The following is a 21816-nucleotide window of genomic DNA, read 5'->3' as shown; positions in this document are numbered from 1 at the left end:
ACCGGGCTACTTCAGACGGTCGTGGATGCGGGAGCGCATCGCGTCCATGGTGAAGCCGCGGGGGTCGACCTTCCCCGGCTGCCACTCCAGGTGCCCGATCACCGAGCGGGAGTTCCAGCCGTGCACCCGGCAGATCGCGGCGGCCGCCTTCTCGATGGCCGCCAACTGGGCCTCTGGCCAGGGGTCCTTGCCGTCGCCCAGGTTCTCGCACTCGAAGCCGTAGAAGTACTGGTTCCCGTCGGTGTTGGCCTCGTTGTCCGCGGGGAGCGCCTTCTCGGCGATGACCGCGCGCAGCACGTCGTCGTCGCCGAGCCCGGCGTGGTTGGCCCTGCCGTACCCGACGAGGTGGACGGTGCCGTCCTTGGCGATGACGCCGTGGCAGAGGGGGCCCGGCAGGTCGGGGCGGCCGTCCCGGCACAGGGCCACCGTCAGGGCCGTGCCCTTCGTGACCGTGTGGTGGATCATCACGCCGTGCACCGGCCCCCAGGGGCCTTTGTGGTTGCGGTTGTGCGTGCGCCACTCACCGACCTGGACGACCCTGAGCCCTTCGTCCTGCAGCGCTTCGAGGAACCGGCTGGCGGACATGGGTGAGGACATGGCGACTCCCTGGAGGTACGAGGAGGGGTTGGACGTGAGGGTTGGTGCGGGGGGTTGGGGGTGGGGGGCGGTACGGCGAATTCCGTATCGGCCTACCTACCCCGGTCGGCCGGCTCCGCCGGCTGTTCGGAACGTGTGCGATCCGATTCGGTCAGCTCTGATCGCCCCACCTGGCGGATTGCGGAATTCCGCGGGATGTGCCCCGCCGGAGCTGATCTAGTCCCATCAATTCGGGTAATGGCGCCGGCACTTCATGCGCTGAAACGCTTTCTCCACGCAGGTCAGGCGGTGCGTTGCGGGAGACGTCGGATCCCGGGGCGAGCGCCCCTGCGGCAGTCACGCATGATCGAGAGGAAGTGCCATGTCCGTTGGTCCGGTTGGTCCGGTTGGTACGGGCGGTTCGGTCGGCGCTGCGGGCGACGGGGTCCGCGAGCAGCGGGCGCCGGAGCAGCAGAGCCTCGGTACGGCCGCCGCGCGGAACCTGGCGACCACCACGAAGTCCGTGCCGCAGATGCAGGAGATCACCTCCCGCTGGCTGCTGCGGACGCTGCCGTGGGTGCAGGTCCAGGGCGGTACCTACCGGGTCAACCGCCGCTTGACGTACGCGGTGGGCGACGGCCGGGTGACCTTCGTGCAGACCGGCAACCGGGTCGCCGTCGTCCCCGCCGAGCTGGGCGAGCTGCCGGCCCTGCGGGGGTACGGGGACGAGGATGCGCTCACGGAGCTGGCGAACCGCTGCGTGCAGCGGGAGTACGCGGCCGGGCAGGTCATCGCCGCGGCCGGGGCGCCGACGAACCGGGTCTTCCTGCTGGCGCACGGCCGGGTCGAGCGGGTGGGCTCCGGGCCGTACGGGGACGAGGCGGTGCTCGGCGCGCTCGCCGACGGCGCGTACTTCGGCGAGGGCGCGCTCGTCGCCGCCGACGCCACCTGGGACCACTCCGTCCGGGCGGCCACCGCCTGCACCGTGCTGGAGCTGAGCCGGGCCGACGTGCTCGGCCTCGCCGACCGGGTGGCGTCGCTCGCCGCCCAGCTGGCCGCCTTCGTCGCCGTGCCGCAGCAGCGGACGAACGAGCACGGCGAAGCCGCGATCGACCTGTCCGCCGGCCACGTCGGCGAGGCGGTCGTGCCGCACGCCTTCGTGGACTACGAGGCGTCGCCCCGCGAGTACGAACTGAGCGTCGCCCAGACCGTGCTGAAGGTCCACAGCCGGGTCGCCGACCTCTACGGCCGGCCCATGGACCAGACCGAGCAGCAGTTGCGGCTGACGGTGGAGGCGCTGCGGGAGCGGCAGGAGGACGAGCTGATCAACAACCGGGAGTTCGGCCTCCTGGCCAACTGCGACTACGGGCAGCGGATCCAGCCGCACGCGGGCGCGCCGACCCCCGACGACCTGGACGAACTGCTCTCCCGGCGGCGCGGGTCGCGGCTGTTCCTCGCCCACCCGAGGGCCATCGCCGCGTTCGGGCGCGAGTGCAACAGCCGCGGGCTGGTGCCGCAGACCGTGGAGGTCGACGGGCACCACGTGCCGTCCTGGCGCGGAGTGCCGATCTTCCCGTGCAACAAGATCCCGATCACCGACTCCGGGACCACGTCCGTCCTGTGCATGCGCACGGGCGAGTCCGAGCAGGGCGTGGTCGGGCTGCACCAGATCGGCATCCCGGACGAGATCGAGCCCGCGCTCTCCGTGCGCTTCATGGGCATCGACGCGCAGGCGATCGTCTCCTACCTGGTCACGACGTACTACTCCGCGGCGATCTTGGTGCCGGACGCGCTGGGGGTGCTGGAGAACGTGGAGGTGGGGCGCTGGAACTGAGCGTCCCGGGCAAGCAGGTCGTCGTCGATTCACCTGGTGGAAGGACCGCTCGTTGACCATGTCGGAGGCCGCGCCCGCGGCAGGGGCCGGTGCGGCCCGGGAGGCCGCGGCCCTGTTGGAACGCACCCGTGAGCTGGTCGACCCGCGGCTGCGCGCGGCCGTGGGGACGCTGCCCCGCTCGCTGCGCCGGGTCGCGTCGTACCACTTCGGTTGGGAGGGCCGGGAGCCCGGGGCCGGTGGTGCACCCGCGGTGCCCGGCGCCGGGTTCGCGGGCAAGGCGATCAGGCCGGCCCTGGTGCTGGCCGCGGCGGACGCCTTCGGCGGGGCGGCGGAGCCCGCGGTGGGAGCCGCGGCGGCCGTGGAGCTGGTCCACAACTTCACCCTGCTCCACGACGACGTGATCGACGAGGACGCGACCCGTCGGCACCGCGCCACCGCCTGGGCCGTCTTCGGCACCGCGGACGCCATCGTCACCGGCGACGCGATGCTCGCCCTCGCACACCGGCTGCTGGCCGCGGACGCCCACCCGGCCGCGGTCGAGGCCGCGGACCGGCTGGCGGCCTGCGTGATCGAGCTGTGCGCTGGCCAGCAGGCGGACTGCGCCTTCGAGGAGCGCGCCCCGGAGGAGGTCCTGCTCGACGAGTGCCTGACCATGGCGACCGCGAAGACCGGCGCGCTGCTGGGGTGCGCCTGCGCGATCGGGGCGCTGTACGCCGGCGCGGGGCCGGAGGAGGCCGCGGCCATGGACTCCTTCGGGCGCGAGGCCGGGCTCGCCTTCCAGCTCATCGACGACCTGATCGGGATCTGGGGCGACCCCGGGCGCACCGGCAAGCCGGCCGGGGCCGACCTCGCCGCGCACAAGAAGTCCCTGCCGGTGGTGGCCGCGCTCACGTCCGGCACGCCGGCGGGCGCGGAGCTGGCCGAGCTGTACCGGGGGCCCCTGACCGGGGCCGCGGTGGCGCGCGCTGCGGACGCCGTCGACCGGGCCGGCGGCCGGGACTGGGCGCAGGAGCAGGCGTCGGACCGGATGGCCCGGGCGGTCCACGAGCTGTCGCGGGCCGTGCCGGACCTCGCGGCGGCGGGCGACCTGCTGGCGCTGGCGGAGTTCGTCACCCGCCGCAGCCGCTGAGCGACGCGGACGGCCCGGCGGCCCGGGGTGCGACCCGAGTGGGCGAACGGGGCGCACCGCCGGGCTGCCCGCCGTCCGCACCCCGCTCTATCCTGGAGTCATGGGCAGCGAAGGACGTCGGACCGTCCGCAGCCCGCAGGCCGAGCTCCGGAGCCCGCAGGCGAAGTTCCGGTGCCCGTCGTGCGGCCGGCCTGTCGGTACCGTCATCAAGCGACGCAAGACCCTCGGAGCGTTCGTCCCCTTCTGGGGGCCCGGCCCCTGCCACCACCGTGCGTGCGAGCGGTACGTGCCGCCCGAGGAGGTCGACGGCGCTCAGGACGCCGCGAGCGCCGGGGGCGCCGCCGGCGCTCAGGGTTCCGGGGGCGCCCCGCAGCCGCCGGGCGAGAGCCCCGGCACCTCCGTCGGCACGAACTGACCGCGTCCGCTCCTGGCCTGCGCGGCCCGGGTGGAACCGGCCGGGCACGGCCCCGTACCGAACGGTTTTGGAACACGCCGCGGAACGAATGCGCCGTTCAGGCATCCCTGATGTACGCCCCCGTCCGCCGTAGCGCTACAGTCCGCGCCATGTCATCGGAGTCGACTGAAGTCTGGGCGGGCTGGTACCGCGATCGGCGGGGCGCGGAAGCCGTCACGATCGCGGCGCGCGGACGTCAACTGTGCACGCGCATCAGGGGTGTTGAGTACGAGGGTGCGACATTTGCCGCCCTGGAGGCCATAGGGGCAGAGGGGTTGCTCTCGTCCTGCGTACTGGAGTGGGACATGCCGCTCCCCGTCCATGCCGACGGAGCGGTCCAGCGGGCCACGCTGAGCTGTCTGTTGACGCTCGGCGAGCCGCGTCCCGACGGCTCGTTGGACCGGGCCGATCTGAATCTGACGCTGCATTACGGCGGGGCCGCGTTCGAGGCCGGGGTGGCCGGGGGCGACTTCGACGACGCGCTCGACCGGCTCCAGCGGCTGTTGCCGCACGGCACGGAGCTGGGGGTGCGCGCGCCGGCGGACGCCTGACGCAGGGCGCGCCGGGCGCGCGTGGGGAGGAGTCGAAAGGAGAGGGGCGCCCCGCCGGCGGTTCCGGCGGGGCGCCCCTCCTTTGCCTTCAGCCCATCGGCTGTCGATCCGTCAGCCGTTGGCCCAGAGCTGGTTGACCCGGGCGCGCTCGGCGCTGTTCGGGATGTCGTTCTGGCAGGACGGGCCGGGGCCGCCGCCCGACATCAGCTCGCTGCACGGCCCGCTGTAGTTGTCGCGCAGGCCGAGCACGTGTCCGGTCTCGTGCGAGGTGACGCGGTTGGAGTTGTAGGTCTGGTTCTGGCGGTAGTCGAGGAAGATGTAGCCGCGGCCGTGGCCGTCGGTGCTGGCGTACGAGCCGCGCGGGTCGTTGCCCTCGCGGTAGGTGAAGCTGGGGCTGCCGCCCTCGCGCAGCTTCACGTTGCTGACGGTGCTGTTCCACACCTGGGTGCTGCGGGCTATCTGGTTGCGGAAGGACGGCGCGCCGGCCGCGCTGTAGTTGACCGTCACGACGCGGGCGTCCGGGTTGGCGGCGCGCTGCTCGGCGACGGCCTTCTGCACGGCCTTGATGAACGCCTCGGTCGCGCGGGCGTCCTCGCCGGACTTCTCGTACGCGGCCCAGCCGGCGGCGGCAGCGGCGGTGCCGGCCGCGGACGCGGGGGACGCGACGGGGGCGGTGGCGGCGGCCGCCGGGGTGGCGAGCGCAGCGGCCAGTCCGATGCCGAGTGCGGCAGCGAGGACGGATCGGGGGTGACGCATGGGGGGCTCCTACTCGTCCGTTGAGCGGTTCGGTACGGCCGAGTTTCGGGGAACCACCCCTGGTTGGGATGATGCCAACCCTCGATAACGCCGACGCATCACCCGGGGCGCCCCGGTTGTCCGGTTACTTCATGCCCATGTCATCGATCCGGTTTTGGGGGTTCCGTTTTCTCGGGCGGTGTCGTCCTCATCCGTCCCGCTGTGCCCGGACTATGCGTCTGGTGCGGCAGTTGGCGCGGTCCTACTCTCCAACCATGGAGCTAGAGGTGAGACACCTCCGCGCCCTGTGCGCCATCGCGGACGCGGGCAGCCTGCACAAGGCGGCCCGGCAACTGGGCGTCAGCCAACCGTCGCTGACGACCCAACTCCGTCGCATCGAGAACTCCCTGGGCGCCGAACTCTTCACGCGGGAGCGCTCCGGCTGCCGGCCCACCCCGGTGGGGCGCGCCGTGCTGAGCCGGGCGCGCCCCCTGCTGGCCGAGATGAGCGCCCTGGTGGCCGAGGCCAAGTCGGCCGCCGCGCGGGCGGGCGGACCCCGGCTGCGGATCGGCTCCACCGCGAGCCGCGCCCTGCCCGGCTGGCTCGGCAGGCTGCGCCGCCGACTGCCCGGCACCGACATCTCCCTGCACGTGGACGTCTCGCCGAACTCCCTGCTCAAGATGGTCGCGGCGGGACAGCTCGACGTCGCCTTCGTGCACGAGGTGGAGGGCTGCCCGCTCCTGCTGCCCGAAGGGCTGTCCGTACGCGTCCTGGTGGAGCGCGAGCCGCAGTTCGTCTCCATGGCGCGCCACCACCCGGCCGCCGCCGCGCCCGTCGTGGAACTCGCCGACCTGGCGGCTGACCGCTGGATCGTCGACCCCACGGTGGACGGCGAGTGGGAGGGCGTGCGCCGGGTGCTGTTCGCCGCGGGCATCGACCCGCCGCTGCTGCACGGCGACTACCACACCGCCGCCGCGCTGATCGCCGTCGGCGAGGCCGTCGCCCCCTGCCAGCCCACCTCCGACCCGCGCGGCGACATGGCGATCCGTCCCCTGCGCGGCGACCCCCTGGCCGTACGGCTCCTGCTGTGCTCGCGCGCCGGCGCCCAGGAGGTGGCCGAGGGGGCGTACCTGGACCTGGCGGAGGCGTACCGGGAAGTCGCCGCTGGCGCCGCGGCGTACCGCCAGTGGCTACGCCACCACGGCAGCCCGCTGCTCGCGGTGCCGGCCGCGTGAACGGGCGCCTGGGTCTTGTCCGCAAAGCCCCGTCTGCTGTGCCTCTGGACGGAGCCGCCGTCCTTCTGCGGGAGCGTTGGTCTCCACCCGCTGGTGGTGGGCTCGTCGCGCAGTTCCCCGCGCCCCTCTTTCGCGGGAGCGCTGGGATCCCCCCCGGCAACGGCACTGTCGCACGGCCGCGCGGGGCCTTGCGCGGGCCCTAGAGCCCCGGCCCGGCCGTCGCCTCGTCGAGGAGGACGTACAGCAGCGCGTTCAGGCTGGCGCCGCTGACGACTTCGCGGCGGTCGATCATCCCGCGGACCTCCGCGAGCGGAACCCACTCGATGCGGTCGGCCTCGTTGACCTCGACGGGCGGGCCGGCGTACGTGGCGCCGTCGGCGCGGAAGAAGTGGTGCTCGGAGTCCGTGATGCCGTTCGCGGGCTGCGCGTACAGCAGCGGCTTCAGCGCCGCCACCCGCCAGCCGGTCTCCTCCTCCACCTCCCGCGCCGCGGTCTGCTCCGGCGACTCGCCCTCCTCGATCAGCCCCATGGGCAACTCCCAGCCCCAGGTGTCCGTCACGAACCGGTGGCGCCACATCATCAGCACCCGCTTCCGGTCGTCCACCACGGCGGCGACCGCGAGGTGCCGCATCCGTACGACGTGGTGCTCGAACCGGAGGCCGTCCGGCTGCTGGACGTCCGCGAGCCAGAGGTTGACCCAGGGGTTGGCGTAGATCTGCCGTTCGCCGTGAACGGTCCACCGCATGCGTCTGCTCCTTGCTGGTGAGGGGGGCGAAGTGCGCCACCACCATCCCACCCACGAGCCGGCCCACCTGCGCCTTCGCCCGAGGCTTCACCCGGAGGTGGCGAAGCGGGGCCCCGGCCCTGTCGCGGGGGATCGGAAATCAGGGCCGGGGCCGGTTGGACCCGTGTGCCGGCGCGTTCGTCCCTTGCCCGGGGCGCCGGCACACGGAGATCAAGCGCTGTGGCGCGGTTTGCGCGAGGTGTACATGAGGAGCGTCTTGACGTACTCGGCCAAGAGCAGCAGTTCCTCATCGATGCGGATGCCGGGCTCGACCCCGGCCGCGGCTTTGCGTGCGCTCGCGACGCACGTCAGGACGTGCTGTCCGTACCACTCGCCGCTGAGGCTGCGGCCGTACGCCTCGGCGGGCTCGGCCAGCATCGTGATGTGGGCCCGCAACCGGTCCCGTAACGCTTCGACCACGTCGCTCGCAGGTTGGCTCAGGACCACCGCACCCGCCAGGCGCACGTCACGGATCACGTCCACCAAGCTCACCCCCACACCAGCAGCCCGGCTCACCGAACACCCCGCACACACCGGGGGCATGAGCACGGCGGGAACTTCATCGGCTCGGCCGGTACGTCCTGCGCCGCGACGACGCTGACCTCCCGCTCCACCGGCCACCGCGTGCCGTCCGCACCCACGCGATACACCCGCAAGGTCATCGCCGGCACGGGCACGGGCGCCGCGTCCGGTTGCTCGCCCGCCCGTGGGTATTGCTCATGATTGGCCATTGCCCATCCCGTCTGTGTGATCGGCTTACGACGGACGGTAAGGCGCGGTACAAGACGAGTAGGCACGCACTGTGCGTGCCCTTCGCAGGGAGCACGCTGTGGATGCTGGTCGCATCGGCCGACGGATCGCCTACTGGCGGGACCGCCGCGGCCTCACGCAACCGGACTTCGGCCGCCTCATGGGCCAGACGAAGCGGTGGGTGCAGGACCTCGAAGGCGGCAAGCGACAGCAAGACCCCCGGCTGTCCGTGCTGGTGCGCGCGGGTGAAGTCCTGCGCATTCCCCTGGAGCAGCTCTTGTCCGACGCCCCGCCCGAGCCCGCAGCAGGCTCACAGCCTCCCGCGGGCGCGCTCCGCCTGGCGGATGCGCTGTACAGGAGGGCATCGCAGGACGATGTCGATCCCCTCCCCTTGGGGCGTCTACGAGGCAGGCTCGTCTACTGCTGCGAAGCCTTCCAGGCGTGCCACTACGAGGCGATCGCTCGGGATCTCCCCAGTCTCATCCTCGGCGCCGAAAGAGCGGCCCACGCAGCGCCTGCGGACCGGACCTGCGAAGCGTGGGCGCTGGTGTCCCGCGTGTACCAGCTCGGCACGTCCTACTTGCACAAGTACGGGCAGTCGACCGCGGTTTCGGCGGCACTGGCCGCGGACCGGGCGTTGAGCGCGGCGGAGCGGTCCGGGGATCCGGTGCAGATCGGTGCGGCGTCACGCCGGATCGCCAAGAGCCTCGTCTACCAACATCGCCCTGAAGCAGCGGTCGACTTCGCGACCGGAGCCGCGCGCCGGCTGTCCGCCGACCTCTCCTCGCGGGGCCCGCTTGGCCTGTCGACGCTGGGAATGCTCTACCTGTCGGCGGCGCTGGCGGCGTCGTCGCAGGAGCGCACGCCCGATCGGATGCGGGCCGCCTCCGGGTTCATCGGTGAGGCGGGGGAGGTGGCCCAGCGGCAGGGCGGGGACCTCGATGAGGACTGGACGATGTTCGGGCCGACGAATGTCGTGTTGCACCGAGTGGACACCCTGATCCGGTTCGAGGACGGCTGGTCGGCACTTGAAGCAGCGGCGGGACTCCCTCCCGAGGCCATCGGCGGCCTGTCGCGCGAGCGAACAGCCGGCCTGCACGTCTCCAAGGCGCGTGCCGCGCTCCTGACCCGACGCCGAGAACAGGCGGCCACCGAGTTGTTGGCTGCCGCCGCGTTGGCGCCCGAGGAACTGGAAGGGCGTCCCGACACCGTGAACCTGGTGGAGGACGTCCTACGGGCCACCCCTCAGCCGAACAGTCAGTTGCGTGCGCTCGCGGCGCGGTGTGGACTCCGGGCATGACACCCCGCGTCCTCTACCTCATCGCCTGCGCAGCCGGCCCCGCCCAGTACATCGACACCGGAGTCAGAGAAGCCCAGGACGCGGGTTGGGACGTCTGCCTCATCCTGACGCCGACCGCGGCCCGGTGGTGGCACGACCGCCTGAGCGACCTGGAAGAGCTGACGGGGCACCCGGTGCGCTCCCAGTACAAACTGCCCGGCCAGAAGGACGCGCTTCCGAAAGCAGACGCGATGCTCGTCGCACCCTTGAGCTGCACCAGTCTGAACAAGTGGGGCGCCGGAATCGCTGACACGCTGGCCATCGGCCTGGTCTCGGAGGGAGTGCACCTCGGCGTACGCGTGGTGGCGGTGCCGTACTTCAACCAGGCTCAGGCGGCCCAACCCGCGGTCGCACGGAACATCGCGGACCTACGCGCCCAGGGAGTGACGTACCTCGACGGGCCGGACGGCTACCGGTCGCATCCGCCCAAGCAGGGCGACCCGGCGGAGTTCCCCTGGAGAGCCGCGCTGACCGCCGTCGAGGGCGCAGGGGGCACGTCGTAGGAGCGCGCATGCGCGGGTAGACGATCCTCAGCAGCCCAGTGGCCCGACTGCGGAGACTGCTCCCCGCGGTCGGGCCACTGGTGTGCTCGCTCTGACCTGGTGTCCAGGAGCGCGGGGCGGGTCAGCCCTGCTTGGTCTCCCAGAAGATCTTGTCGATCTGGGCGATGTAGTCCAGCGCCTTCTGGCCCGTCGCCGGGTCCGTGGACGCCTTCGCCGCCGAGAGCGCCTTCAGGGCGTCGTTCACGAGCTGGTGCAGCTCGGGGTACTTCTCGAAGTGCGGCGGCTTGAAGTAGTCGCTCCAGAGCACGGAGATGTGGTGCTTGGCGAGCTCGGCGCGCTGCTCCTTGATGACGGTGGCGCGGGCGCGGAAGTGCGGGTCCTCGTTGGCCTGGAACTTCTCCTGGACGGCCTTGACGGACTCGGCCTCGATCCGGGCCTGGGCCGGGTCGTACACGCCGCACGGCAGGTCGCAGTGCGCGCTGACCTTCACCTTGGGGGCGAACAGGCGGGAGAGCATGGAGCAGTCCTTCCTCGTGATCGTCTTCTCAGGTGGGACATTACTCCGTGAGGGACCCGTTTTCGCGGCTGCCCCCGGGGCTTAGGACAAAAGTCCGGGGCGCCATGGGACCGGTGGCGGAACGTACCGTGGACGTACCCGGGGGAGTGACCCGGGGCTCGGAGGTGGCGGATGACTGAGCCGGAGCGGGAGCCGAAAGCGCCGTTCGGGGTGGCCGAAGTGACGGGGCCGTCCATGTACCCGACCCTCCGGCACGGGGACCAACTGCTGGTGCGCTACGGCGCCGGAGTGAAGCCGGGGGACGTGGCCGTGCTGCGCCATCCGCTCCAGCAGGACCTGTTGATCGTGAAGCGGCTGGTGGAGCGACGGGACGGCGGCTGGTGGGTGCTCGGGGACAACCCCGGCGCCGAGGGGGACAGCCGGCTCTTCGGCACGGTGCCCAGCGAACTGCTGCTCGGCCGGGTCCTGGGACGGTACCGACCGCGGGAGGGCGGTCAGCGCTCGCTGTGGGCGCTGGCCTCCTGGGCCCTGTCCGCGGTGCGGCCGGTGCTCGGCGACCGTTCGCCCTCCAGGCGCTTGCGGGCCCGGTAGGCGGCGACGTTCGCGCGGGTGGCGCAGCGGTCGGAGCAGTAGCGGCGGGAACGGTTGGTCGAGGTGTCCAGGTAGGCGTTGCGGCAGGGCGACGCCTGGCACAGGCCGAGGCGGTCCACGCCGTACTCCGTGAGGTGGAAGGCCAGGCCCATCGAGGCGATGGCGGCGTAGCCGGCGGTGGCGTTCGACGGGTGCTCGGCCAGGTGCATGTGCCACTTGGGTCGGCCGTCCTCGTCGCGGAAGTCGTGGCCGGAGATCTGCGGGCTGATCGGGAACTCCAGCAGCAGCGAGTTCAGCAGGTCGACGGCCCCGGTCTCGTCGCCCTCGTCGGCCGCGGTGAACACCGCACGCAGCCGGCCGCGCACGGCCCGGAACCGGGGCAGGTCCGCGTCGCTCGCCCTGCGCGCCGCCTGCGAGCCCGGTCCGAAGAGGTCGCGGATGGTCTCCACCGAGGTGAGGGAGTCCTTGTTGCGAGCTGGCTCCTCGGTGTTGACCAGGCGTACGGCGTAATCCGAGTAATAGACCAGTTCCACTTGTAGTCCTTACCGCATGGGTCTAGGGTCGACGCTTGTTAGGTGCAGGTAATGGGCATTTATGCCTGCGGGTATTACTAGAGTAGTGCGGAGGGAGCGTCCGTGTCGGCGAACGAAACGGATAGGGGCACCGACTGGGCGGCCTGGCAGGAGAGCTGGGACCGTCAGCAGGAGTGGTACATGCCCGACCGCGAGGAGCGGTTCCGGGTGATGCTCGACATGGTCGAGGCCACCGTCGGCCCGGAGCCGCGGGTCCTGGACCTCGCGTGCGGTACGGGAAGTATTACGGACCGGCTGCTGCGACGGTTCCCGAAGGCCGTCAGCACCGGGGTCGACCTCGACCCCGCCCTGCTGACCATCGCCCGCGGCACCTTCGCGGGCGACGACCGCGTCACCTTCGTCACCGCGGACCTGAAGGACCCGGACTGGACCGCCCGCCTGCCGTACGACGGTTACGACGCCGTGCTGACCGCGACCGCCCTGCACTGGCTGCACGCCGGACCGCTCGCCACGCTGTACGGGCAACTCGCCGGGCTCGTCCGGGACGGCGGCGTCCTGATGAACGCGGACCACATGATCGACGGCACCACTCCCCGCATCAACGCCGCCGAACGCGCCCACCGCCACGCCGCGATGGACCGTGCGAAGGAGAACGGCGCCGTCGACTGGGCCTCGTGGTGGGCCCTCGCCGCCAAGGACCCCGCGCTGGCCGAGCCCACCGCCCGTCGCTTCGAGATCTACGGCGAGCACGCCGACGGCGACACCCCCTCCCTCCAGTGGCACGCGCAGACCCTGCTCACGGCCGGCTTCGGCGAGGCCCGGGGCGTCTGGTCCTCTCCCGGCGACGCCATGGTGCTCGCCCTGAAGTGATCCGCCGCGGTGGGGTGCAACCTCCCGTGCGTCCCACCGCACTGGACAGGGTGAGACGGTCCGCGCCCGCGGACCGGGGAGGGGCGGGATGACGCTCGCACACACCGGTGCCGCCGCCGACACCACCATCGGAGCCGGGGTCGGAGCCGGAGACGTGACCTTAGAGGCCACCGTCACCGCCGACGCCGCGCTCCGCGAGTTCGTCGACGGCAGACGGCACGCCCTGTTCCGCAGCGCCTATCTGCTGTGCGGCGACCGCGACGAGGCCGACGACCTCGTGCAGGCGACGCTGGTCAAGGTCGTGCTCGGCGGGCGCCGCAAGGCGCGCCTGGACAACATCGAGGCGTACGCCCGCAAGACGCTGGTGAACACCTTCATCGCCAGTCGCCGCAGGTTCTGGCGGCGCGAACGCGCCTTCGGTGAACTGCCGGACCGACAGCCGGCACCGGCCCCGGACACGGACACCGGCCTGATGGTCCGCGCGGCCCTGCGCCGACTCACGCCCAGACAGCGGGCCGTGGTCGTGCTGCGCTACTGGGAGGACCTGAGCGTCGCCGAGACGGCCGGGCTCCTGGGAATGCGCGAGAACACCGTGAAGAGCCATGCGCTGCGGGGGCTCGCGGCCCTGCGCGTCGAACTGCGGGAGGGCAGCTAGATGGACGACGTGACGGTGAAGGGCCTGCTGGAGCGGGCGGTGGAAGGTTCCGTACGCAGCGGGGTCACCGCGGACGGCGTGTTCGCGGCGGCGTCGAAACGGCGACGGAGGCGACGGATCACGGCGACGGCGGTGGCCGCGGTGGTGGCCGCCACCGGAGTCGTCGGCGTCCCGCGGCTGATGGACGGGCAGGGCGAGGAGGACCATCGGAACCTGGCGTCGATGGCGGGGGCGTCGATGAAGTTCGACACCAGCAAGGCCGGTGAGAAGGAGGCGGCCAGGTTGGCACAGATGCTGCCGCCCGGGCGGTTCGATGAGGTGCGGAAGATCCTGAGGTTCTCCGAACTCCCCACGGTCCCTACCCGTGGAGCCTCCTACCCCCTGCGGGCTGGTGCGCCGATGCTGTACGACGAGATGGCTGTAAAAGGTACCTTTGTGGTCCGAGTGGGGGGCGAGATCGGCGTCATCCACGTCAACCACATGCCCGTTGAGATGAAGCAGGCGAGTGAGTTCTGCATCGTCCAACTACGCCAGGACTGCAAACCGGTGGAGCTGCCGAACGGAGACGAGATCGCCACCTGGCGGATGGAGGGCGGCAGGACCCAGGGCGGAATGCTCTATGACTCCGTCGACGGCGTGCGCAGCTTCGACAGGGAGGCCGACGGGAAGTACTGGACCCTCGTGTCGAGCGCACCGGGCCCGCTCGGGCCGACCGGTCTGGACGAACCGGCGCTCTCCGTCGACGACATGCGCTCGCTGCTGCGCGACGATCGACTGGTCGAGCAGGCGCCGAAGTAGCCCTGCCAGCCCCCCGCCGGGGCGGGAACGCGGAAGGGGCGGTACGGAATCCTCCGTACCGCCCCTTCCGCACGCCGGCGCGAGGAGCTACAGCACCTTCGACAGGAAGGACTTCGTCCGGTCGTGCTGCGGGTTCGACAGGACCTCGCGGGGGTGGCCGGACTCCACGACCTTGCCGTCGTCCATGAAGACCAGCGCGTCGCCCACCTCCCGTGCGAAGCCCATCTCGTGCGTGACCACGATCATCGTCATGCCGTCCTCGGCCAGCCCGCGCATCACGTCCAACACGTCGCCGACCAACTCGGGGTCGAGCGCGGAGGTCGGCTCGTCGAAGAGCATCAGCTTGGGTTCCATCGCCAGGGCGCGGGCGATGGCCACCCGCTGCTGCTGGCCGCCGGAGAGCTGCGAGGGGTAGTGGCGCGCCCGGTCCGCCAGGCCCACCCGGTCCAGCAGTCGCTCGGCGCGGGCGCGGGCGACGGCCTTCGTCTCGCCCTTGACCTGGACCGGCGCCTCCATGACGTTCTCGATCGCCGTCATGTGCGGGAAGAGGTTGAAGCGCTGGAAGACCATGCCGATGTCCCGGCGCTGGAGCGCGACCTCGCTGTCCTTCAACTCGTACAGCTTGTCGCCCTTCTGGCGGTAGCCCACCAGGTCGCCGTCGACGTGCAGCCGGCCCGCGCTGATCTTCTCCAGGTGGTTGATGCAGCGCAGGAAGGTCGACTTGCCGGAGCCGGAGGGGCCGATCAGACAGAAGACCTCGCGCGGGGCGACCTCCAGGTCGATGCCCTTGAGGATGTGGGAGTGGCCGAAGGACTTGTGGACGCCCTCCGCCTTCACCATGGCGTTCATCGGCTGCCTCCCAGGGGGGCCACGGGGGTGTTGCGGCGGCCGGAGCCGAGCAGGTTGGCCTTGATGCGCTGCCAGGGGGTCGGCGGCAGGTCGCGCTGCGAACCGCGGGCGTAACGCCGCTCCAGGTAGTACTGGCCCACGCTGAACACGCTGGTCATCACGATGTACCAGATCGAGGCGACGAACAGCATCTCCATCACCGCGTACGACGTGGAGCCGATCTGCGAGGTGGAGCGGAGCAGTTCGTTGTACGTCACCGCGTAGACCAGCGCCGACGTCTTCAGCATGTTGATGAACTCGTTGCCGGTCGGCGGGATGATCACCCGCAGCGCCTGCGGGAGGACCACCCGGCGCATCGTCTTCGCCTTGGACATGCCCAGGGCCTGGGACGCCTCGGACTGGCCCTGGTCGACCGAGAGGATGCCGGCGCGGCAGATCTCCGCCATGTACGCGGCCTCGTTGAGGCCCAGGCCGAGCAGGGCGCACATGAACGGAGTCATGACGTCCGTCATCTCGTCCTTGTAGATGCCCGGGATGTTCAGGACCGGGAAGATCAGCGCCAGGTTGAACCAGAGCAGGAGCTGCACGTAGACCGGGGTGCCCCGGAAGAACCAGATGTACAGCCAGGCGACGTAGCTGGTCACCGGGTTGTCGGAGAGGCGCATCACGGCGAGCAGCACACCGAGCGCCACGCCCAGCACCATCGCCAAGACGCTGATGTACAGGGTGCGGCCGGCGCCCTTGAGTACGGACTCGTCGAACAGCTTGTCGCCGACCGAGCTCCACTGGATGTCGGCCCCGGCGAAGGCGTACACCAGGCTCGCCAGCAGGGCGACGACCAGGACGCCGCTGATCCAGCGCCCCACGTGCGGCACGGGGACGGCCTTGATGAACTCGGGCGGGGTGTCCGCGCCGTCCGGGGCGGCGGACTCCTTGGTGACGGACGCCGCGGGGACGGCGTCCTTCTTGTCGAACAGGTCGGGACGCGAACTGTCGGTGTTGTCAGTCACGGTGACTGCCCTTCGGGGAACCTTCGGGGAAGCTGGCGTAAGGGGCGGGGATCACTTGCCGCCGTTGATCGCGGCCTTGTCGATCGCCCCGCTGCTGGCCCCCCACTTCTCCAGCACCTTCTGGTACGAGCCGTCCGCGATGATCGCGTCGACGGCCTCCTTCAGCGCGTCCCGCAGCTCGGTGTTGTCCTTCGCCACGGCGATGCCGAAGGGGCCGGCGTCGATCTGGTCGCCGACGACCTCGAACGCCTTGCCGCCGTCCGCCTTGCGGGCCAGGTCCAGGGCGACGGGGTAGTCGTTGACGCCGGCGACCGCGCCGCCGGACTTCACCCGGGTCTGGGCCTCGGTGTCGTTCTCGAAGGACTCGATCTTGACGGCGGGCTTGCCCGCGTCCTGACACGCCTTGGACTGGGTCTGCAGCGCCTTCTCGTACGTCGTGCCGCGCTGCACCGCCGCCGCCTTGCCGCACAGGTCGGCGATGGACTTGATGCCCTGCGGGTTGCCCTTCTTGGTGTAGACGGCGGTGCCGGCGAGGAAGTAGTCGACGAAGTCGACGCCCTTGCCGAGCTTCTTGCCGTTCTCGTCCAGGCCCTCCTGGCGCTGCTTGTTGTCCGTGATGGACGACATGGCGATGTCGTGGCGGCCGGTGTTCAGGGCGGTGATCAGGCCGTCGAAGGAACCGGACGTGAAGGTGAACTCGACGCCGAGCTTCTTGCCCAGCTCGGCCGCGATGTCCGGGTCCACGCCGACGATCTTGCCGTTCTCGACGGACTCCATCGGGGCGTACTCGGCGTTCGTGCCGACCTTGATGACGCCCGACTTCTGGTACTTCTCCGGGAGCTTGTCGAAGAGCGGGGCGCTGTTCGACGAGCGGTCGCCGTCACCCTTCTTCGCGCCGTCGGTCTGGTCACCGCAGGCGGTCAGCAGCAGGGAACCGGCGACCGCGAGGGCACCGACCGCGGCGAACCGGGGGGAGCGGAGCTTCCGGGACCGGGCGGCGGTCGAGCTGTGCGTGGTGCCTGCGGTCATGTCGTGGTCCTCCGGCGTGTCGATGAGCTGCCATTCCTGGTCGCGTCGTCCTGGTCGCGCCCCGGTCGATCCCCGGTCGAGACGGACCGGCGAGCGCACGTTCCTCGCCATGTCCCCTCACCGGGCCGTCGAGCGCATCTTCGGAGGTCGCGACCTTGTGTGTTTCGGCATCTTGCCATTCGGACTAGCCCATTCAGGGGCTGGAGCATGTCAAAATCGGGTAACGGGACACCCCCGCCCCCCGTTGGCCGGTACATCACGACCGGACCATTCACGGGAATCCGTGCTTCCGACCGGAAGAACTGCGGCCCGAGCCGGGTCGTAGGCTGTATTCACTGCGCGAATCAGGCTTGTCCTGATAATTCGTGGTGAGTGGCAATGAGTCGTGTCGTGTCGGGGCAGTGACGCGATATGGACTCGTCGTCAGCGGTCACGTTCCGGTAAGAAGGACTCTTACACCCCTCATCAGGGGCTCAGGGCGCGTGTGCGGCGCGCCCGCGCGTGCGCACGACCCTTCGATCGGGAGGGCAAGAGAGCCACGACGGTCAGACCGTCGACACGGAGCGCGTACGCGGTGCCCGCCCACCCCTCCTCACCAGGAGTGGCAACCCTCAATCGATGAAGAACCAAAAGGGGTCAACCCATGGCAGCGGAGATCGTCAATCCTCGCAGCGACAGTGAGAACGCCCTCGCGGGCGTGACCGAGGCGGCCGGTGCGGAGGCCGCCGAGGCTCCCGAGGAGCCTTTCGATCCGGCCTTCGCGCTCCACCGCGGCGGCAAGATGGCGATCCGGGCGACGGTGCCGGTGCGGGACAAGGACGACCTGTCCCTCGCCTACACCCCCGGTGTGGCCAAGGTGTGCACCGCGATCGCCGAGAACCCGGAGCTGGTCCACGACTACACCTGGAAGTCCCAGGTCGTCGCGGTGGTCACGGACGGCACCGCCGTCCTCGGCCTCGGTGACATCGGCCCGGAGGCGTCGCTGCCCGTGATGGAGGGCAAGGCGATCCTCTTCAAGCAGTTCGGCGGGGTGGACGCGGTGCCGGTGGCGCTCGCCACCAAGGACGTCGACGAGATCGTGGAGACCGTCGTCCGGATGGCGCCCTCCTTCGGCGGGGTCAACCTGGAGGACATCTCCGCGCCGCGCTGCTTCGAGGTCGAGCGCAAGCTCCAGGAGCGCCTGGACATCCCCGTCTTCCACGACGACCAGCACGGCACCGCGATCGTCACCCTCGCGGCGCTGCGGAACGCGGCGAAGCTCACCGGGCGGGAGCTCGGCGAGCTGCGCGCCGTGATCTCCGGTGCGGGTGCGGCGGGGGTCGCCATCGCGAAGTTCCTGCTGGAGGCCGGGCTCGGGGACGTCGCGGTCACCGACCGCAAGGGCGTCGTCAGCAAGGACCGTACGGACCTCACCCCGGTCAAGCGCGAGCTGGCCGAGCTGACGAACAAGGCGGGGCTGACCGGGTCCCTGGAGAGCGCGCTCGCCGGCGCGGACGTCTTCATCGGCGTCTCCGGCGGGACGGTGCCGGAGGAGGCGGTCGCCGCCATGGCGCCCGGCGCGTTCGTCTTCGCCATGGCCAACCCGAACCCGGAGGTCCACCCCGACGTCGCGCACAAGTACGCGGCGGTGGTGGCCACCGGCCGCAGCGACTTCCCGAACCAGATCAACAACGTGCTGGCGTTCCCCGGGATCTTCGCGGGAGCGCTCCAGGTGCGGGCGTCCCGGATCACCGAGGGCATGAAGATCGCGGCGGCGAATGCGTTGGCGGACGTGGTGGGGGACGCGCTGGCGGCGGACTGCGTGATTCCGTCGCCGTTCGACGAGCGGGTGGCGCCGGCGGTCACCGCGGCGGTGGCGGCGGCGGCCCGCGCGGAGGGCGTGGCCCGGGCGTAGCGCCCCTCCCCGGGCGCGGTGTCTGTCCCGGGGGCGGCGCGCCCCCGGGCCCTGGAGATCCTCGCCGTTTCCCTGCGGGAGCGTTGATCCGCGCGGCCCGGTGATGGGCTGGTCGCGCAGTTCCGCCCCCTGTGCCCTGCGGGCACGGGGGGACCCCCAGCGCCCCTCAAGACTCCACCCGCCGTAACCCTGGAGGGTGCGTTGGTCTCCACAGGCCGTCTCGGGTTGTTCGCGCAGTTCCCCGCGCCCCTAAAACCCTCGTCCCGTCGTGGGGGGTGGGTCACACTCCGGGGTGGTTCTCCGGGGAGGGGTGCGCGCCTAGGGTCGGGGGATGTTTGCTGCTTACGCCGCGCGTATCGACCGTGAACGCCCCCTGGACGGGCTCGTCCTCGGTGACCGGCCCGCACCCCGGGGCCGTGACGGATGGAGCACCGTCACGGTGAAGGCCGCGTCGCTCAACCACCACGACCTGTGGTCGCTACGGGGCGTGGGGCTCCCCGAGGAGCGGTTGCCGATGATCCTCGGGTGTGACGCCGCGGGGGTCGACGAGGACGGCAACGAGGTCGTCCTGCACTCGGTGATCGGGCAGACCGGACACGGCGTCGGCCCGGACGAGCCGCGTTCCCTGCTGACCGAGCGTTACCAGGGCACCTTCGCCGAGCAGGTCTCCGTGCCCACCTGGAACGTGCTGCGCAAGCCCCCGGAGCTGAGCTTCGAGGAGGCCGCGTGCCTGCCCACCGCCTGGCTCACCGCGTACCGGATGCTGTTCACCAACGCCGGGGTCCGGCCCGGTGACTCCGTGCTCGTGCAGGGCGCCGGCGGCGGCGTCGCCACCGCCGCGATCGTGCTCGGGCGCGCCGCCGGGCTGCGGATGTACGCCACCAGCCGCGACGAGGCGAAGCGGGCCCGCGCGGTGGAGCTCGGCGCGGAGGAGGCGTACGAGCCGGGGGCGCGGCTGCCGCGGCGCGTGGACGCGGTCGTCGAGACCGTCGGCGCCGCGACCTGGTCGCACTCCGTCAAGTGCCTCAGGCCCGGCGGCACCCTGGTGATCTCCGGGGCGACCAGCGGGGACCGCCCCTCGCACGCCGAGCTGACCCGGATCTTCTTCCTCGAACTGAAGGTGGTCGGCTCCACCATGGGGTCGAAGGACGAGTTGGAGGACCTGCTGTCCTTCTGCGCGGCCACCGGGGTGCGCCCGGTGATCGACCGGGTGCTGCCGCTGGACCGGGCGCGGGAGGGGTTCGAACAGATGGAGCGCGGCGACCTGTTCGGGAAGATCGTGCTCAACCCGACGGTCTGAGCCGGACGGGTACGTCGGCCCCCGTCACCGCTGCTCCGGCGCCCGCAGCAGCGCGGAGATCCGTACCGCGGCCTGCGCGAGGTGCCGACGGGCCTCGTCGAACTGCGGCTCCGTCACGCCGTGGTCCCGCGCCGCGTCGCGCACCTCGTCCCGGAAGCGGTCGAGGAGCCGGTCGAGGTCGCGGGCGGGATCGCCCGTGGCGGGCGCGTCCTCGGCCCAGTCCGGGACGGCCGAACCAGCGGGCTCCGCCGCCTCGGCGGGCCCCGGCCCGGCGTCCTGCTCCGGTTCGCCCGGTGCCGGCCAGAACGTCCGCGCCAACCCGCTGAGCTGCGTCGACAGCTCCGTCAGACCGTCTTGCAGCCCGGTGGGCCAGTCGCCGGGCGGGAAGTGGCCCTGGACCTGTTCCTGGACCTGCCGGGCGATGCGGGCCATCTCCGCACGCGCCTCCTCCTGCGCCTCCTTGGCCTGCCGCTTGGCCTGCTGTGCCTCCTCGCGGGCGAGCCTGGCCTGCTCCTGCCACTCGTGCGTGACCTTGCGCCACTCCTCCTTGGAGGCACTCGCGGCGCCCGACGTGCCCGCGCTCCTGGCCTGGGCCGCCGCCCGCACCTCGCTGCGCAGCTTCCCCGCCGCGCCCCGCACGTCGTCGCGGATCTCCGCGGCGAGTTCGGACACCGACTCGCGGATCTCCCGCTCCAGGTCGGCGAGCTCCCCGCCGCGCCCGGCCAGCTCCGCGCGGCCCGCGTCGGTGAGCGAGTACACCTTGCGGCCGCCCTCGGTGGCGTGCGTGACCAGGCCCTCGGCCTCCAACTTGGCCAGCCGCGGGTAGACCGTGCCGGCGGAGGGCGCGTACAGCCCGTGGAAGCGCTCCTCCAGCAGGCGAATCACTTCGTAACCGTGGCGCGGCGACTCGTCGAGCAGCTTCAACAGGTAGAGCCGGAGCCTGCCGTGGGCGAAGACGGGAGCCATCTCAGACCACCTTTCCCGAGGTGGGGCCCGGTGCGGAGCCCGCAGCGGACGCCGACGCTGCGCCCTCCTCGTCCACCGGCGGCTTGCGCAGCAGCGCGATCGAGCCGGACACCGTGCTGGCCCGCAGCGACCCGGCGCCGGCGCCCAGCGTGCCCGTGACCCGCTTGGCGCCCCACTCGCCGGTGACCGTCAGACCGTCGAAGGCGTTGGTGACGGCGCCGCCCGCCGTCTCCGCGTCGACCTGCGCGTCGGCCAGGTCGGGCAGCCGGACCGCGACGTCCCCGGAGACCGACGTCAGCGTCAGGCCGACGGGCGCGCCGCCCGAAGGGGCCAGGTCGACGAGCATGTTCCCGCTGACGGTCCCGGCCCGTACGGACGGGCCGGCGCCGTCGATGACGGTGAGGTCGCCGGAGACGGAGTCGTACGACAGCTCGCCCGTGACGGACTGGGCCTCCAGACCGCCCGAGACGCTCTCCGCCCGGACCCGGCCGGAGAGCCGCACCAGCGTGGTGTCGCCGCTGACGCCGTGCACGGACGTGTCGCCCTCGACGCCGGAGACGACCGCGGCCGCGTCCACCACGCCGACCGCCACGTCCGCCCGCGCCGGCACGACGAGGGACACCACCGCGCTGCGGTGCCAGCCCTTGCGGTCGAGCCACTTCGACCAGCCCTGCCAGGGCAGGTCGCGGTAAGCGACGGTGACCCGGGTCCCCTCCTGGGTGACGATCAGTGGCGGGCCCTCGACGGAGCTGACCTCCAGTCGGGCGGAGCCGCCGTCGGTGCCGACGACGTTGACCGTGCCGTTGACGATCCGTACGTCCACCGCGGTCACGGGGGCGTCGAAGACGAGCCTGCGCTCGTCGGCGACCTCCCACGACGACTGTGTCATTGCGCTGACCTCCCAGCTCACTCCG

Annotated in this window: 24 protein-coding genes; 13 read left to right on the top strand and 11 right to left on the bottom strand. The window is 71.6% G+C overall.

What is annotated here, in order from left to right; genetic code table 11:
- Positions 1 to 6: 6 nt before the first annotated feature.
- Entirely contained in the window at positions 7 to 597 is a 591-nt protein-coding gene (locus tag ACH4E8_RS02250; RefSeq protein WP_398443496.1) for an N-acetylmuramoyl-L-alanine amidase, read from the bottom strand.
- A gap of 361 nt (positions 598 to 958) precedes the next feature.
- Between ACH4E8_RS02250 and ACH4E8_RS02245 the strand changes: the two genes are divergently transcribed.
- From ACH4E8_RS02245 to ACH4E8_RS02230, 4 genes are all read left to right on the top strand, one after another.
- Positions 959 to 2410 carry a family 2B encapsulin nanocompartment shell protein gene (locus ACH4E8_RS02245; protein ID WP_398443494.1) on the top strand — a complete coding sequence of 484 codons (1452 nt, stop codon included), beginning with the start codon at positions 959 to 961 and terminating at the stop codon, positions 2408 to 2410.
- Positions 2411 to 2468: 58 nt separating this feature from the next.
- The gene (locus ACH4E8_RS02240; protein ID WP_398444687.1) at positions 2469 to 3539 is read left to right on the top strand and encodes a family 2 encapsulin nanocompartment cargo protein polyprenyl transferase; all 1071 of its coding nucleotides are present in this window, start codon (positions 2469 to 2471) and stop codon (positions 3537 to 3539) included.
- A 100-nt stretch (positions 3540 to 3639) separates the two neighbouring features.
- A complete protein-coding gene (locus tag ACH4E8_RS02235) occupies positions 3640 to 3954 on the top strand; it encodes a hypothetical protein (RefSeq protein ID WP_398443492.1) in 315 nt (104 codons plus the stop codon).
- 149 nt (positions 3955 to 4103) lie between these two features.
- Entirely contained in the window at positions 4104 to 4544 is a 441-nt protein-coding gene (locus ACH4E8_RS02230; RefSeq protein ID WP_398443490.1) for a DUF6304 family protein, read from the top strand.
- A gap of 111 nt (positions 4545 to 4655) precedes the next feature.
- Here ACH4E8_RS02230 and snpA read toward each other — a convergent pair whose 3' ends face one another.
- Positions 4656 to 5300: a snapalysin gene (gene snpA / locus ACH4E8_RS02225; protein WP_398443488.1), complete on the bottom strand. Its 645-nt coding sequence runs from the start codon at positions 5298 to 5300 to the stop codon at positions 4656 to 4658.
- Positions 5301 to 5554: 254 nt separating this feature from the next.
- On the opposite strand from snpA, the gene ACH4E8_RS02220 reads away from it, so the two are divergent.
- Entirely contained in the window at positions 5555 to 6514 is a 960-nt protein-coding gene (locus tag ACH4E8_RS02220) for a LysR family transcriptional regulator (RefSeq protein WP_398443486.1), read from the top strand.
- Between the two features lie 199 nt (positions 6515 to 6713).
- Here ACH4E8_RS02220 and ACH4E8_RS02215 read toward each other — a convergent pair whose 3' ends face one another.
- Positions 6714 to 7259: an NUDIX hydrolase gene (locus ACH4E8_RS02215; RefSeq protein ID WP_398443484.1), complete on the bottom strand. Its 546-nt coding sequence runs from the start codon at positions 7257 to 7259 to the stop codon at positions 6714 to 6716.
- 210 nt (positions 7260 to 7469) lie between these two features.
- Positions 7470 to 7781 (bottom strand): hypothetical protein, encoded by a 312-nt coding sequence (locus tag ACH4E8_RS02210; RefSeq protein WP_398443482.1) that lies wholly within the window; start codon positions 7779 to 7781, stop codon positions 7470 to 7472.
- Between the two features lie 346 nt (positions 7782 to 8127).
- Between ACH4E8_RS02210 and ACH4E8_RS02205 the strand changes: the two genes are divergently transcribed.
- Both ACH4E8_RS02205 and ACH4E8_RS02200 read left to right on the top strand, forming a co-directional pair.
- A complete protein-coding gene (locus ACH4E8_RS02205; protein WP_398443480.1) occupies positions 8128 to 9348 on the top strand; it encodes a helix-turn-helix domain-containing protein in 1221 nt (406 codons plus the stop codon).
- Positions 9345 to 9890 carry a flavoprotein gene (locus tag ACH4E8_RS02200; RefSeq protein WP_398443478.1) on the top strand — a complete coding sequence of 182 codons (546 nt, stop codon included), beginning with the start codon at positions 9345 to 9347 and terminating at the stop codon, positions 9888 to 9890. The genes ACH4E8_RS02205 and ACH4E8_RS02200 overlap by 4 nt, the downstream gene beginning before the upstream one ends.
- 121 nt (positions 9891 to 10011) lie before the next feature.
- Here the strand turns inward: ACH4E8_RS02200 and sodN are convergent, their stop codons facing one another.
- Complete coding sequence (sodN, locus tag ACH4E8_RS02195) at positions 10012 to 10407, bottom strand: superoxide dismutase, Ni (protein ID WP_361964149.1); 396 nt, start codon at positions 10405 to 10407, stop codon at positions 10012 to 10014.
- Between the two features lie 171 nt (positions 10408 to 10578).
- On the opposite strand from sodN, the gene sodX reads away from it, so the two are divergent.
- Positions 10579 to 10998, top strand: coding sequence for a nickel-type superoxide dismutase maturation protease (gene sodX, locus ACH4E8_RS02190; protein WP_398443476.1), 420 nt, complete (start codon positions 10579 to 10581; stop codon positions 10996 to 10998).
- Here the strand turns inward: sodX and ACH4E8_RS02185 are convergent.
- Positions 10902 to 11531: a CGNR zinc finger domain-containing protein gene (locus tag ACH4E8_RS02185; protein ID WP_398443474.1), complete on the bottom strand. Its 630-nt coding sequence runs from the start codon at positions 11529 to 11531 to the stop codon at positions 10902 to 10904. The two genes, sodX and ACH4E8_RS02185, sit on opposite strands and share 97 nt — an antisense overlap.
- Positions 11532 to 11711: 180 nt before the next feature.
- Here ACH4E8_RS02185 and ACH4E8_RS02180 point away from each other — a divergent pair, with 180 nt between their 5' ends.
- The 3 genes from ACH4E8_RS02180 to ACH4E8_RS02170 all read left to right on the top strand — a co-directional run bounded on the left by ACH4E8_RS02180 (position 11712) and on the right by ACH4E8_RS02170 (position 13854).
- A complete protein-coding gene (locus tag ACH4E8_RS02180) occupies positions 11712 to 12401 on the top strand; it encodes a class I SAM-dependent methyltransferase (RefSeq protein ID WP_398444685.1) in 690 nt (229 codons plus the stop codon).
- A gap of 88 nt (positions 12402 to 12489) precedes the next feature.
- Positions 12490 to 13056, top strand: coding sequence for a SigE family RNA polymerase sigma factor (locus tag ACH4E8_RS02175; RefSeq protein WP_398443472.1), 567 nt, complete (start codon positions 12490 to 12492; stop codon positions 13054 to 13056).
- Entirely contained in the window at positions 13057 to 13854 is a 798-nt protein-coding gene (locus ACH4E8_RS02170; protein ID WP_398443470.1) for a hypothetical protein, read from the top strand. It abuts the gene before it with no gap.
- 87 nt (positions 13855 to 13941) lie between these two features.
- Here ACH4E8_RS02170 and ACH4E8_RS02165 read toward each other — a convergent pair whose 3' ends face one another.
- The 3 genes from ACH4E8_RS02165 to ACH4E8_RS02155 all read right to left on the bottom strand — a co-directional run bounded on the left by ACH4E8_RS02165 (position 13942) and on the right by ACH4E8_RS02155 (position 16742).
- Positions 13942 to 14703: an amino acid ABC transporter ATP-binding protein gene (locus ACH4E8_RS02165; RefSeq protein WP_398443468.1), complete on the bottom strand. Its 762-nt coding sequence runs from the start codon at positions 14701 to 14703 to the stop codon at positions 13942 to 13944.
- The gene (locus tag ACH4E8_RS02160; RefSeq protein ID WP_398444683.1) at positions 14700 to 15680 is read right to left on the bottom strand and encodes an amino acid ABC transporter permease; all 981 of its coding nucleotides are present in this window, start codon (positions 15678 to 15680) and stop codon (positions 14700 to 14702) included. Before ACH4E8_RS02160 ends, ACH4E8_RS02165 begins: the two co-directional genes overlap by 4 nt.
- Before the next feature lie 84 nt (positions 15681 to 15764).
- A complete protein-coding gene (locus ACH4E8_RS02155; RefSeq protein WP_398443466.1) occupies positions 15765 to 16742 on the bottom strand; it encodes an ABC transporter substrate-binding protein in 978 nt (325 codons plus the stop codon).
- Between the two features lie 643 nt (positions 16743 to 17385).
- Between ACH4E8_RS02155 and ACH4E8_RS02150 the strand changes: the two genes are divergently transcribed.
- Together ACH4E8_RS02150 and ACH4E8_RS02145 are read left to right on the top strand one after the other, a co-directional pair.
- Positions 17386 to 18636 carry an NADP-dependent malic enzyme gene (locus tag ACH4E8_RS02150; RefSeq protein WP_398443464.1) on the top strand — a complete coding sequence of 417 codons (1251 nt, stop codon included), beginning with the start codon at positions 17386 to 17388 and terminating at the stop codon, positions 18634 to 18636.
- A 331-nt stretch (positions 18637 to 18967) separates the two neighbouring features.
- Positions 18968 to 19936 carry a zinc-binding dehydrogenase gene (locus ACH4E8_RS02145; RefSeq protein ID WP_398443463.1) on the top strand — a complete coding sequence of 323 codons (969 nt, stop codon included), beginning with the start codon at positions 18968 to 18970 and terminating at the stop codon, positions 19934 to 19936.
- A 24-nt stretch (positions 19937 to 19960) separates the two neighbouring features.
- Here the strand turns inward: ACH4E8_RS02145 and ACH4E8_RS02140 are convergent, their stop codons facing one another.
- Both ACH4E8_RS02140 and ACH4E8_RS02135 read right to left on the bottom strand, forming a co-directional pair.
- On the bottom strand, positions 19961 to 20902 hold the full coding sequence (locus ACH4E8_RS02140) for a helix-turn-helix transcriptional regulator (protein WP_398443461.1): 942 nt from the start codon (positions 20900 to 20902) through the stop codon (positions 19961 to 19963).
- 1 nt (position 20903) lies between these two features.
- Entirely contained in the window at positions 20904 to 21791 is an 888-nt protein-coding gene (locus tag ACH4E8_RS02135; protein WP_398443459.1) for a DUF4097 family beta strand repeat-containing protein, read from the bottom strand.
- Between the last annotated feature and the right edge of the window lie 25 nt (positions 21792 to 21816).

Origin of the sequence: Streptomyces sp. NPDC017979 (assembly GCF_044328175.1) — a bacterium.
Taxonomy (GTDB): domain Bacteria; phylum Actinomycetota; class Actinomycetes; order Streptomycetales; family Streptomycetaceae; genus Streptomyces.
Note: the sequence above shows the minus strand (reverse complement) of the source record. Positions and strands in the feature narration are given on the sequence as shown.